This is a genomic window from Hydrogenophaga pseudoflava, assembly GCF_031020795.1.
GTDB classification, from domain to species: domain Bacteria; phylum Pseudomonadota; class Gammaproteobacteria; order Burkholderiales; family Burkholderiaceae_C; genus Hydrogenophaga; species Hydrogenophaga pseudoflava_A.
In genome coordinates, this window is sequence record NZ_JAVHJP010000006.1 from 86257 (window position 1) to 100199 (window position 13943).

Here is a 13943-nt window from a genome sequence, read left to right on the forward strand (position 1 = left end):
TTCACTGTTCCGCATCCCCGCTTTGATCAAGCCTCTTCCTTCAGCACAAAACAAAGTGGCAACAAGCATGGCGGCAAGGCACGGGTGAAAAACCATTAATTTCAAGGCCAAAGCGTGTACGAAAACTTTTATGGGCTTCGGGAGAAGCCGTTCTCCATCCAGCCCGACCCGGACTTTCTCTACATGGGCAAGCGGCATTCACTGGCATACACCATGCTGCAGTACGCGATCTACAACCGCGCCGGGTTCACGGTCATCTGCGGAGACATCGGCTGCGGAAAAACAACCCTCATCCGCCGCCTTCTTCGGGAGCTGGGAGATGAGGTGTCCGTGGGGTTGGTCACCAACACCCACCCCGACCTGGCCGACCTGACCGAGTGGATCATGCTGGCCTTCGGGCTGCCGTACGACGGGCTGTCGCCCGTGGCTCGCTATGACGCGTTCCAGCGGTACCTCATTGCGGAATACGGGAAGGGGCGCAGGGTCGTGCTGATCGTGGACGAAGCACAGAACCTCAGCCCTCCGGCCATGGAGTCGCTGCGCATGCTGTCCAACATCAATGCGGACAAGGATCAGTTGCTGCAGGTGGTGCTGGTTGGACAACCCCAGCTGCGCGAACTGCTCCGGCGCCCCGAACTGCAGCAATTCGCCCAGCGGGTGGCCGCCGACTTCTTCATCTCACCCCTGAACACGGTCGAGGTGGGGGACTACATCGAACACCGGCTGAAGGTGGCGGGCCGCGACCGGCAGCTGTTCACGCCGTACGCCGCCGCCAAGATCGCCAAGGCGACCCACGGCATCCCCAGGAGCATCAACATCCTTTGCGACACAGCCCTTGTCTACGGATTTGCTTCGGAAGCGCGGTTGATCGACGTCCAGGTGATTGATGAGGTGTTGCGGGACCGGAGCGACTACGGCGTACTGGGCGACACCAATTTCAACGTGGGGCAACCGGGCAACAGCCAATGGGGGGACAGCAACTTTTCCACCCCTTCCGATCCCCCAAAAGTGTGAGTTGCCTCACATTAGGTAACAAATTGTTGAGTCATAATGGTTTACCCGAGGGGAGAAGACCGGGTGTCCATTCCTGAGAGATCTGTGTGACCACGCCTTCAGAAGATTCGAACGACATCGCCATTGTCGGTATGGCCGCCCACCTGCCAGGTGCGGCCAACCTGACGGCCTACTGGTCCAACCTTCGGGAGGGAGTGGAGTCCATCCGGCGACTGAGCGAAAGTGAACTGCTGGCCGCAGGTGAGAGCCCCGAACGCATGCGGCATCGCAACTATGTGCCCGCCGCCGCGCCGCTGGACGGATTCGAGCAGTTCGATGCGGATTTCTTCGGCTTCAGCCCCAAGGAAGCCGCGATCATGGACCCCCAGCACCGCCAGTTTCTGGAGGTCGCGTGGGAGGCCCTGGAAAACGCCGGCCATCCGCCGGAAGCGTTTTCCGGCCCCATCGCCGTGTACGCCGGATGCGGAATGGGGAGCTACTTTTACTTCAACATCTGCTCCAACCCCGACCTGGTGGCGAGCACCGGCATGTTCCTCTTGCGCCACACCGGCAATGACAAGGACTTCCTGTCCACCCGGGTGAGCCACATCTTTGACCTCAAAGGTCCCAGCGTCAACATACAGACCGCGTGCTCGACCTCTCTTGTCGCGGTGCACCACGCCTGCCAGTCCCTGCTGCTCGGGGAGTGCGACATGGCCCTGGCCGGTGGGGTCACCATTGAACTCCCCCATGCGCGTGGCTACATCTTCCAGGAAGGCGAGATCCTCTCGCCAGACGGCCACTGTCACGCCTTCGACCACCGGGCCCAGGGCACGGTGTTCGGTTCGGGCGCAGGGGTGGTGGTGCTGCGCCGCCTGGCGGATGCGCTGAAGGACGGGGATCACATCTGGGCTGTCATCAAGGGGACGGCGATCAACAACGATGGCGCGGCCAAGGCCGGCTATCTCGCCCCGAGTGTGGACGGTCAGGCCAAGGCGATTGCGGAAGCTCAGGCGGTGGCGGGGGTCGAGGCCGACACCATCGACTACGTCGAATGCCACGGTACCGGCACCTACCTGGGCGACCCCATCGAAGTGGCCGCGCTGACACAGGCGTTCCGCGAGACAGCATCGGACACCGGCTTCTGCCGCATCGGGTCGGTCAAGACGAACATCGGACACACGGACACGGCGGCAGGGGTCGCCAGCCTGATCAAAGTGGCCCTGGCCCTCAAGCACCAGGAGATTCCACCGAGCCTGGGGTACGAGAAGGCCAATCCCTCCATCGACTTCGAATCCAGCCCCTTTCAGGTCAATCACACCCTGAGCCCCTGGCGGTCGCACAAGGGTCCGCGGCGCGCCGGGGTCAATTCGCTGGGTGTGGGAGGCACCAACGCCCATGCGGTGGTGGAGGAAGCTCCTGCGCGCGAAGCGTCCGCGCCCTCCGACTGGCCGTTCCAGCTGCTCGTGTTGTCGGGCCGCACGCGGTCCGCCCTGGATGCCAACGCCAAGGCCCTCGCCGCACACCTCAGAGCCCATCCGGAACAGCCGCTCGCCGACGTGGCGTTCACCCTCAAAGAGGGGCGAAGGGCGTTCGAACACCGGCGTGTGCTGGTCGCCGAAAGCCATGAGGAGGCGGCGGCGCTGCTGGAAGGCGGGGACACCCGCCGTGTGTTCACCCACAGCCACCTGGAAGACGATCCTGAGGTGGTGTTCCTGTTTCCGGGCGGCGGCGCCCAGTACGCCGGCATGGCCCGGGAGCTCTATTCGACCGAACCGGTGTTCCAGGACTGGATGGACCGCGGACTGGACATCCTGCAGCGTCAGTTGGACTACGACGTTCGCGCTGTCTGGCTGCCTGCCCCTGACGAACATGCGGCCGCGGTCGAGAAGCTCAAGCAACCGTCGGTGCAGCTGCCGCTGATCATGATCGTCGAGTACGCGCTGGCGCAGCTCTGGATGTCGTGGGGCGTCAAGCCGGCGGCACTGGTCGGGCACAGCATGGGCGAGAACACCGCGGCCTGCCTGGCGGGCGTGATGTCGTTCGAGGATTGCATCGGGCTGGTGCTTCTGCGCGGCCGCCTGTTCGACACAGTGCCTCCCGGAGGCATGCTCAGCGTCCCGATGGCAGCGGATGCGGTGCGCAGTCTGATGGGGCCGGAACTGGACATGGCCAGCGTGAATGCACCGGAGCTGTGCGTCGTGTCAGGCCCCCAGGCGGCGCTGGACGAGCTGGAAGCCCAGCTGCGCGGGCGCGAGGTGGAGCCTCAGCGCATCCAGATCGACATTGCGGCGCACTCGCGCATGCTGGAGCCGATCCTGGGCCGCTTCGAGGCCTACCTGCGCAGCATCCGCCTTCAGCCGCCCAAGATCCCCATCGTCTCCAACCGGGACGGGCAGACGCTGAGTGCGGCCGACGCGACGGACCCGCTGTACTGGGTGCGGCACCTGCGCAACACGGTGCAGTTTGCCGACTGCCTCACCACACTGAAAAAAGTCGGTCAGCGGGTGTATCTGGAGGTCGGCCCCGGCAAAGCGCTGGGCTCGCTGGCGCAGGCCAATGGCATCCCCTCCTCCCAGGTGATCAACTCTCTGCGTCATGCGGACCACGCGGTGCCCGACGATGTGTGGTTCCTGGGCACCCTGGGCCGACTGTGGGCCAACGGGGTCCCGGTGGACTGGGAGCCCATCTGGGGCGATGCCCGCAGGCACCGGGTCCCCCTGCCCACCTACGCTTTCCAGCGCAAACCCTACTTCATCGCGCCCGGCAAGGCCCGGACCGCAGAGGAAGAGGCACCCCAGCTGCTGCGCACCGACGACATCGGCGCATGGGGTTACCAGCCCCGCTGGCGCCCGCGGCAGGCCGATGTCGACATCGACGTGACCCAGGATCTGGGGAGCACGCCCTCTCAGAGCTGGCTGGTGTTCGCCGATGAGGCGGGGCTTGCCGACCGGCTTGTCGCCCGCTTGCGCGACGCCTCGCACCGGGTCACCGTGGTGCGGGCCGGTGATCTCTTTGCGAAGCTGAGCGACACCGAGTACCTGCTGGCCCCGGAACGCGGGCGTGAAGGCTACGACGAACTGTTGCGTGATCTCGTGGCCTCGGGCAACACGCCACAGCGCATCGTGCACGCCTGGCTGGTCACCCAGGACGAGCGGTTCCGCCCTGGCAGCAGCTTTTTCCACCGCAACATCGAGCAGGGCTTCTTCAGCCTGCTGTTCCTGGTCCAGGCGATGGCGGAAGAAAACCTGCCCCGTCCCCAGCACCTTACCGTGCTGAGCTCTGGCGCGGCCCGCGTGCGTGACGAACTGCTGCACTACCCTGAAAAAGCGACCCTCATGGGGCCGGCAAAGGTCGCCCCCAGGGAACTGCCGGGGCTGACGTGCTCGGTAATGGATCTCACGCTGCCCACCGTGGACAAGGGCTGGCGGGCCAAACCCAATGCCCAGGACTGGGTGGCGCTGACCGACCGCGTGCTCGAAGAGCTGTTCGCGACACCGGAGAACCGGGTGGCGGCGCTGCGATTCGACAAGCGCTTCGAACTGGGCCACGTCCCGCTGCGGCTCCCGCCTGCCGAGGAGCTGGCCGATCTTCCCATGGGTTGTGTCTGCCTGCTCACCGGTGGCCTGGGTGGCATCGCGCTGACGCTGGCCGAGCGGCTGGCGCGCGAAAAGCAGGCACGTCTGGTGCTGCTCGCGCGTCAGCCCCTGCCGCCGGCCGACACGTGGGATGCCTGCCTGCGCAACACCGACCCGCTGGACCCTGTGCTTCAGCGGATCACCGCCGTGCGCCGTTTGCAGGGCCTGGGTGCGGAAGTGCTGGTGGTGGCCGCCGACGTGTGCAACGTCAAGGACATGCGGGACGCCGCCGAACAGGCCCGGCAGCGCTTCGGCCGCATCAACGTGGTGATCCACGCCGCCGGCGTCGTGGACGATGGCCCTCTGTTGACCAAGACATCGGGCGGCGTGGAGGAAGTGTTTGCCCCCAAGGTGCACGGGGTGCAGATCCTGCATGAACTGTTCCCGGACGGCAGCATCGACTGGCTGGTGCTCTTCTCCTCGACCAGCACGGTGACGGCCCCGGCGGGCCAGGTCGACTATGTGGCGGCCAACGAGTACCTCAATGCCTACGCCAGCAGCCGCGCAGGGCAAAGCACCAAGGTACTGGCCATCGACTGGGGCATCTGGAATGAAGTGGGGATGGCCGCGAAAGCCATGGCCAGCCGCCTTGGTGAGGCCGCGCCGCCCCCGCGCCACCCCGCCGGCAGCCCCTTGCTGGACGACGCGACCTTCGACGCCGCAGGTCACCGCCTGTTCACCGCGACCTGGCAGACCGAAGAGCGCTGGATCCTGGACGGTCACAGGACCAAGGCGGGTCAGGCCCTGCTGCCTGGGACCGGCTTTCTGGAGCTGGCGGCCGAAGCGCTCCGGGGCAACGGCGAAACCGGCCCCTTCGCCATCAACGACCTGTACTTCTTCCGCCCACTGGAGGCCAACGACGACCAGACGCGCGAAGTGCGCGTCAGGCTGGCGCGCAGCGACGAAGGGTATGCCCTGGAAGTGCGCAGCGATGTCCAGTTCGAGGGGCGCAAGGGCTTCCAGCTCAATGCGCAGGCCACGCTGGTCCCGGGTGCGCTCCCAGCGGCCCAGCGGATCGACACCGCCGCACTGCAGGCCCGTTGTTCCGACCGGCGCGACGAAGACGCCAACGGCCTGCGGTCGCCCCAGGAAGAACATCTGAACTTCGGACCGCGCTGGCGGGTGTTGCGCTCCGTGGCGTACGGGTCCAACGAAGGCATCGCCCTGCTGCAGTTGCCGCCCGCTTTTGAAGAGGACCTCGCCTCTGGCTACCTGCTCCACCCTGCCCTGCTCGATCTGGCCACCGGCTGGGCCATGCACCTGATCAAGGGCTACAAAGCCGAACACCTGTGGGTGCCGGTGTCGTACCAGTCGGTGAAGGTGCACCGCCCCCTGCCCGGCACGGTGTGGAGCTGGGTGCGCAATGCCCAGGCCAATCATGCCGACGCCCCTTTCGCCGTCTTTGACGTGACGCTGTGCGACGCCCAGGGCGAGGTCTGCGTCGAGGTGCGCGGCTTCTCGATCAAGCGGTTGCAAGAAGGAGGCTTCTCTGCCTCGAATACCCGGCTGGACGCACGCGAAGTGGTGTTCGAGAAGAGCGCGGGAGACCACGCGCAGGCCCGGCTGTCTCCCGCGGAAGAACAGCTCCAGCACGCGATGTCGCAAGGCATCCTGCCGCACGAGGGTGCCGATGCCTTTGGTCGCGCGCTGGCCGCCGGCCTGCCGCAGGTCATCGTTTCGTCCATGAACCTCGACGCCCTGGTGCGCAAGGCCAGCGAGGCGGCGCAAGCCGATGTGGCGTCCGGTCAGAAGTTCCAGCGCCCCGATCTCGACAGCGACTACGTGGCTCCGAGCAACGACGTGGAACGCACGCTGGTCGGTTTCTGGGAAGAGCTGCTCGGAGTTGATCAGGTCGGCGTTCAGGACAGCTTCTTCGATCTGGGCGGGCACTCGCTGATCGCGGTGCGTCTGTTTGCCATGATCAAGAAGGCTTACCGGGTCGAGTTTCCCATCTCCGTGCTGTTCGAGGCGCCCACCATTGCCTTGTGCGCAGCGCTGATCCTGGAGCGTATCGGCGACTCCGGCGCAGCGGCCGACGCATCAGCGGGCACCGGTGGCGCGACGCCGCCGCCCCGGCGCCGCTTCGTTCATCTGGTGCCCATGCACGACGGCGAAGGCGGCGAACAGACACCGTTCTTCCTGGTCGCGGGTATGTTCGGCAATGTGCTGAACCTGCGGCACCTGGCGCGCCTGCTCGGCACCGAGCGGCCGTTCTACGGCCTGCAGGCGCGGGGCCTCTATGGCGACCAGGCGCCACATGAAACCTTTGAAGAAGCGGCCGCCGACTACATCGCCGAAATGCGTCAGGTCCAGCCGCATGGCCCTTACCTTCTGGGTGGCTTCTCGGGCGGCGGCATCACCGCCAACGAGATCGCCCGCCAGCTGGAAGCCGCCGGCGAGCAGGTGGATCTCCTCGTGCTGCTGGATACACCGCTGCCGGTGAGGCCCCAGATCAACCGCGTGGACAAGGCCATCATCAAGCTGGCCGAGTTGCGCAAGAAGGGCTTGGGCTACCTGTGGACCTGGGCGCGCGGACGTCTGGACTGGGAACTCAACCGCTTGCGCAACCGGAACGCCGTGCCGATCCAGCCCCGCACGAACCAGCTGAACAACGAGGCCATCCAGGCTGCGTTCCTGGCAGCGCTGCCCCGTTACCGGATGCACACCTGGAACGGCTCCGCCGTGCTGTTCCGCCCGCCCCTCGACCTGCGCTGGAAAGTGACCGGAGGGCGCTGGGTCAGTGCCGAGCGGGAGTACGTGTATCCCGACAACGACTGGACGCGCTACATGCCGTCCCTTCGCGTTCTGGAGGTGCCGGGCGACCACGACTCCATGGTCCTGGAACCGAATGTGCGCGTGCTGGCCGGCCTGATGCGCGAGTGCATCGAGGCGGCCCAGCGAACGGAGGCCCGCCCATGAGCCAACCCTCGAAGGCCCGCGTACTGACGATCGTGCTCAACTACCGGACGCCCGAGCTGACGCTGCGGTCGGTGGAAGCAGCGTTGCGTGAGATGGAAGGCCTGGAGGGAAGCATCACGGTAGTGGACAACGACTCGGGCGACGGGTCGTTCGAGACCCTCACGCAGGCGGTCCGGGAGCGCAGCTGGAACCGCGTGCGGGTGTTCCAGTCAGGCCGCAACGGTGGCTACGGGGCGGGGAACAACTTCGGCGTCCGCCAGGGACTGCCCGACGGCTCATCGCCCGACTACGTCTACATCCTCAACTCGGACGCCTTTCCCGAGCCTGGCGCCATCCGTGTGCTGGCCGAGCACCTGGACGCCCACCCGGCGGTGGGGTTCGCCGGCAGCCGCCTGCATGGGGAGGACGGAGCCTTCCATCAGACGGCGTTCCGCTTTCCGACCGTGTTCAGCGAATTCGAGAACGCGGCGGCCACTGGTCCCATCTCGCGCCTGCTCCGTCGCTACATCGTGGCGCTCCCTGAGTCTCAGGAAGTGCAAGAGGTGGACTGGCTGGCCGGCGCCAGCCTCATGGTTCGCCACCAGGTCTTCGAACAAACCGGCGGGTTCGACGAGCGCTTCTTCCTCTACTTCGAAGAAACCGACCTGAGCCTGCGCGCCCGCAAGGTCGGCTGGCGGTCCGTTTACGTGCCGGCCAGCCGCGTGATGCACATCGGCTCCGTCTCCACCGGCATGAAGTCCTGGAAGCGCATTCCGCCGTTCTGGTTCGACTCTCGGCTGTGGTACTTCACCAAGAACCATGGTGTGTTCTACGCCGCTGCGGCCACGCTGGCCCATCTGGCGGGTGCCCTGGTTTCCCGGTTCCGGGGCATGTTCCAGACGACGCGCCGCGAGCAACCGGAGCACTTCCTCGGCGACCTGGTCTCGCATGCGCTGCGCTGCGCCTGGCAACGTCGGCTGGTCGGCCGACCTCCAGCCGCTTCCGCCTGACATTTCCGAATTGACCAACCCCGGAGTCCCCCATGAGCAATTTTCCCTGTGTGGTGATGGGCAATGAGTCCCTGCTGATCGAATGTGCCGAACAACTTCTGCGGGCGGGTGACCGCATTGGCGCGGTGATCACCCGCAACCCCGACATCCGGTCGTGGGCGGCGAACCACAGGCTGCGGGTGGAGGCGCCCGGCGAGGGCCTCGCCGACCGACTGTCCGACGTCGGCTTCGACTGGCTCTTCAGCATTGCCAACCTGGCGGTCATTCCCCAGCCGGTGCTGGCCAAGGCCACACGCGGCGCCATCAACTTCCACGACGGCCCCCTGCCTCGCCACGCAGGCCTGAACGCGCCGGTGTGGGCGATCCTGGCCCGGGAGAAGCGGCACGGCGTGACCTGGCACATGATCGAAGGCGGCATCGACGAGGGCGACATCGTCAAGCAGCGCCTGTTCGACATGGCGCCGAACGAGACCGCGCTCACCCTGAACACGCGCTGCTACGAGGCAGCGATCGAGAGCTTCTCCGAGTTGCTGGCAGACCTGCACGGCGCCGGACCCCAGCGCAAGCCGCAGGACTTGAGCCTGCGCTCCTACCATGCCCGCCTGGACCGCCCGGCTGCGGCGGCCTGCATCGACCTCTCCCGTCCTGCAGAGGACGTGCTGGCCCTGGTGGCCGCTCTGGATCATGGGAGCTACTGGAACCCGATCAGCTGCCCCAAGCTGGTGATCGGTGACCGGGTGCTGCTGGTGTCCACCGCCGCGATCGAGGCGGGTGTGGTCGCGGCACCGGGTGAAGTGCTGGAAGCCACCATGGGCGGTCTGGTGGTGGGCACCGGGTCTCAGCCGGTGCGCTTCGCTGGCCTTCGCGACGCCGAGGCGGCCCCCGTGTGCCCGACAACCGTGGCGAAGCCCGGTGACCGTCTGCCGCTGCCCGACGCCAACGCCACAGCGGCGCTCACGGAAGCCATGGCCCGTGTGGTCGCAGGCGAGTCCACCTGGCGGACCTGCCTGCAGGCGCCCGAAGGAGTCGATCTGCCACTGGTGTCCCCACCGTCCGGGCCTGCGCTCTGGCGTTCCCTGACCTTGAAGGCTCCGGACCATCTGACAGGAGACAGCCTGCTGGCCGCAGTGGCCGCGTGGGTCGCGCGCGTCAGCGGCAAGAGCCGGTTTGATCTGGCTTTCCGAGATGCGCACATTCCACAGGCCAAGGGCTTCCTGTCGACCTGGGTGCCGCTGCGCCTCGATGCCGCCAGCGACACAACGTTCTCGGCCTTCTCGGCCCGATGTGCCGAGGCCTTGTTGGTCGCACGGAAGGCGCCCGCATTCGCACTCGACCTGGTCGCCCGCGACCCGGCGATCAAGTCCCTCACCGTACCCCAGGTCGGGCTGAACACGGGCAGCGATGGCGCAGGCATTGAAGGCAGTGCGATCACGGTCCAAGTCCCTTCCCAGGGCCCCCTGACCCTGTGGTACGACGAAACCCGTCTGAGCGCCGAAGCCGCGTCCACCCTCGGCCAGCGCCTGCAGCGCGTGCTCGACGCCGTGAACGACACCACCACCCGGGACACGCTGCTGGGCCAGCTTCCCGTCATGAGCGAGGCCGAACGCGAACAGGTGCTCTATGGCTGGAACGACACCCGCTGTGACTACGAGCGCCAGACCTGCGTGCACCAGTTCTTCGAGCAGCAGGTCCAGCGGACGCCAGACGCCACAGCGGTGGTGTTCGAAGGCGAGTCGCTGAGCTACGCACAGCTCAACCGGCGCGCCAACCAGGTCGCCCATCGCCTCATCGCCATGGGTGTGTTGCCCGGCACCCTGGTCGGGCTGTACACCCCCCGCTCGCTGGACCTGCTGGTGGGCGCCCTGGCCATCCAGAAAGCGGGCGGCGGTTATGTGCCGCTGGACCCGGCCTACCCACCTGATCGCATTGCCCTGTACATCGAGGACAGCGGCGCGCCGGTGATCGTCGCCCAGTCCACGCTGATCGACAGCCTGCCCGCGCACCAGGCCCAGGTGCTGGTGATCGATGAGGACGCCACCATCGCCAGCCAGCCCGACACGGACCCGGCCAGTGGCGTGGGTCCGTCCGACATCGCCTACATGATCTACACCTCGGGCTCCACCGGCCGCCCCAAGGGCGTGATGGTCGAGCACCGCAACGTGGCCAACTTCTTCCGCGGCATGGACGACCGCATCCGGCACGACCCGCCCGGGGTGTGGCTGGCCGTCACCAGTCTGTCCTTCGACATCTCGGTGCTCGAGCTGTTCTACACGCTGGCGCGCGGCTTCAAGCTGGTGCTCAGCAGCGACGAGAACCGCGCGCTGGTGTCTTCCGGGCGCATCGCCAGCGGCCAGAAGATGGACTTCTCCATCTACTACTGGGGCAACGACGACGGCGCCGGCCCCAAGAAGTACGAGCTGCTGCTCGAAGGCGCCAAGTTCGCCGACACCCACGGCTTCTGCGCGGTCTGGACACCGGAGCGGCACTTTCACGCCTTCGGTGGCCCCTACCCCAACCCGTCGGTGACCGGCGCTGCCGTGGCGGCCGTCACCAAGAACATCGGCGTGCGTGCGGGCAGCTGCGTGGTGCCTCTGCACCACCCCGCGCGGATCGCCGAAGAATGGGCCGTGATCGACAACCTGACCAATGGTCGTGCCGGCCTGGCGGTGGCCTCCGGCTGGCACCCCGACGACTTCGTGCTGCGTCCCGAGAACACCCCCCCCGCCAACCGCCAGGCCCTGTTCGACGCGACCGAGCAGATCCGCCGCCTGTGGCGGGGCGAGGCCGTGGACTTCCCCACCAAGGGCGGCACCTTTGCGGTCAAGACGCAACCCCGCCCCGTCTCGAAGGAACTGCCGATCTGGGTCACCACCGCGGGCAACCCCGAGACCTGGCGCGACGCCGGTCGGGTCGGTGCCAACGTGCTGACCCACCTGCTGGGCCAGTCGGTCGACGAGGTCGCCGAGAAAATCGGCCTCTACCACGAGGCGCTGCGCGAAGCGGGGCACGACCCGGCCCACTTCACGGTCACGCTGATGCTGCACACCTACGTGGCGCGCGACCGCGAGCAGGCGCGCGAGACCGCGCGCGGCCCCATGAAGGACTACCTGCGCAGCGCCGCCGGCCTGATCAAGCAGTACGCCTGGGCCTTCCCCGCCTTCAAGAAGCCCAAGGGCATCAACAACCCCGCAGAGATCGATATCCGCACCCTGGACGCCGAAGAGCTCGAAGGCATCCTGGAGTTCGCGTTCCAGCGCTACTTCGAAGACTCGGGCCTGTTCGGCACGGTGGAGGACTGCCTCGACCGGGTGGAGCAACTCAAGCGCATCGGCGTCGATGAAATCGCCTGCCTGATCGACTACGGCATCCCCTCGGAAATGGTCATGGAAGGCCTCTACCCGCTGGCGGAGGTGCTGCGCCGCTCCAACGAAGGCGCCGGCCCCGCCAAGGACGATTTTTCCATCGCCGCCCAGATCGTGCGCCACGGCATCACGCACCTTCAGTGCACGCCCAGCATGGCGCGCATGATCGCCATGAACGACGAGGCCCGTCTGGCGCTGGGCAAGGTCCGGCACCTGATGATCGGGGGCGAGGCCCTGCCCGGCACCCTGGTGGGCGAACTGTCCCGGCTCGGTGCGGCCACCATCGAAAACATGTACGGCCCCACCGAGACCACCATCTGGTCGTCCACGGAAACCGCGGGCACCAGCGAAAGCATCGTCAACATCGGCCGCCCGATCGCCAACACCCAGATGTATGTGCTGGACGAGCACCAGCAGCCGGTGCCGGTGGGCGTGCCCGGCGAGCTGTACATCGGCGGCGACGGAGTGACGCGCGGCTACTGGCAGCGCCCCGATCTCACCGCCGAGCGCTTCCCCGCCGACCCGTTCGTGCGCCCGGCGTGCGTGGCGCCCGGTGGTGCGCGCATGTACCGCACGGGCGACCTGGCGCGCTGGCGTCCGGACGGGCGCATCGACTTTCTCGGCCGGGCCGATTTCCAGGTCAAGATCCGCGGTTACCGCATCGAGCTCGGTGAAATCGAGGCGGTGCTGGAATCGTCCGACGGCGTCCAGCAGGCCGTGGTCGTGGCCCGGGAAGACCAGCCCGGTGACCTGCGCCTGGTGGCCTACCTGCGAGCCGATGCCGGAGTCTCGACCGAACGCCTGCGCGAGTGGGCCGCCACCCGGCTGCCCGAGCACATGGTGCCTGCGCACTTCGTGATGGTGGACGCGTTCCCGCTCACGCCCAACCGCAAGGTGGACAGGAAGGCCCTGCCCGCCCCGTCGCAGACCACCCAGCGCGAGCGCACCGAAGCCTTCGTCGCCCCCGAGAACGAGATCGAGCAGAAGATCGCGGCCATCTGGTCCCGCGTGCTGGGGGTTCCGCAGATCGGATCGAAGGACAGCTTCTTCGCTCTGGGCGGCCATTCACTGCTGGCCGTGCAGGCCCACCGCGAGATCAAGCAGGCTCTCAACACCACCCGGCTGAGCATCACCGACATCTTCCGCTTTCCGACCCTCTCGGCGCTTGCGCAGCACCTGGACGACAGGCCGCGTGAGACCGCAGAGACCGCGGCCGAATCCTCCGAGCGGGCGCAGATGCGGGCCGATGCCATGTCGCGCCGGCGTGCGATGCGCTCAGGCAAGTTGCCGCAGGACTGATGGGCGCCGCTCAATGCCTCCCGGCCGCCACAGAGCCCCCGCCGCTGCAGTCCTTGCAACTGCGGCTGGCGCAGGCCCTTGGAGCCGCCGTTGGCGTTGCATGCAGAGACGTTGACGGTGACCCGGACCTGCTCTGGCCCTCGGAACGCACCAGCATCCAGAAGGCCGTGGCTACCCGTCAGCGCGAGTACGCCGCCGGGCGCGGCGCAGCACGCGAGGCGATGCGGCAGATCGGGTGTGCCCCTGCCTGCATCCCGAGTGCGCCCGACCGCTCACCGGTCTGGCCCGCCGGGCTGGCAGGCTCCATCGCACACGGTGGTGGCGTGTGTGTGGCGGTGGTCGGTCGGCGGCACCACGTGCACGCGGTGGGCATCGACGTCGAGAAAGACCTGCCGATGGAGCCCGCCCTGTGGCCGTCGCTCTGCACCGCCGACGAACTGGCCTGCGTCGAACAGCTGCCCCCGCACGAACGCGGTCGCCAGGTGACGTGGCTGTTTTGCGCCAAGGAGGCTTTCTACAAGTGGCAGTACCCGCAGACCGGGCGCATGCTGGACTTCCGCGATGTGCGGGTGGCGTTCTCCGACGATGCCACCCACTTTGACGTGCAGGCGGCCTCAGCCCACAACCCGGTCCCCCGCTGCTCACGGCTGGGCGGCCTGATCACCACCCACGGCCTCGCGTTGGCCTGGATGGTCGGGCCACCGGCGCCGGCGTCATGACGCCTGCAGATTGAACAGCCATGA

Annotated in this window: 5 protein-coding genes; all 5 read left to right on the forward strand. The window is 67.1% G+C overall.

What is annotated here, in order from left to right; genetic code table 11:
- The first annotated feature begins 114 nt into the window (after window positions 1-114).
- The 5 genes from RCO38_RS18790 to RCO38_RS18810 all read left to right on the forward strand — a co-directional run bounded on the left by RCO38_RS18790 (window position 115) and on the right by RCO38_RS18810 (window position 13919).
- The gene (locus tag RCO38_RS18790) at window positions 115-1014 is read left to right on the forward strand and encodes an ExeA family protein (protein WP_308329957.1); all 900 of its coding nucleotides are present in this window, start codon (window positions 115-117) and stop codon (window positions 1012-1014) included.
- An 86-nt stretch (window positions 1015-1100) separates the two neighbouring features.
- Window positions 1101-7550, forward strand: coding sequence for a type I polyketide synthase (locus RCO38_RS18795; protein ID WP_308329958.1), 6450 nt, complete (start codon window positions 1101-1103; stop codon window positions 7548-7550).
- Window positions 7547-8539 (forward strand): glycosyltransferase family 2 protein, encoded by a 993-nt coding sequence (locus tag RCO38_RS18800; protein ID WP_308329959.1) that lies wholly within the window; start codon window positions 7547-7549, stop codon window positions 8537-8539. Before RCO38_RS18795 ends, RCO38_RS18800 begins: the two co-directional genes overlap by 4 nt.
- 32 nt (window positions 8540-8571) lie before the next feature.
- On the forward strand, window positions 8572-13200 hold the full coding sequence (locus RCO38_RS18805; protein ID WP_308329960.1) for a MupA/Atu3671 family FMN-dependent luciferase-like monooxygenase: 4629 nt from the start codon (window positions 8572-8574) through the stop codon (window positions 13198-13200).
- Window positions 13200-13919, forward strand: coding sequence for a 4'-phosphopantetheinyl transferase family protein (locus RCO38_RS18810; RefSeq protein WP_308329961.1), 720 nt, complete (start codon window positions 13200-13202; stop codon window positions 13917-13919). The genes RCO38_RS18805 and RCO38_RS18810 overlap by 1 nt, the downstream gene beginning before the upstream one ends.
- Window positions 13920-13943: the final 24 nt, after the last annotated feature.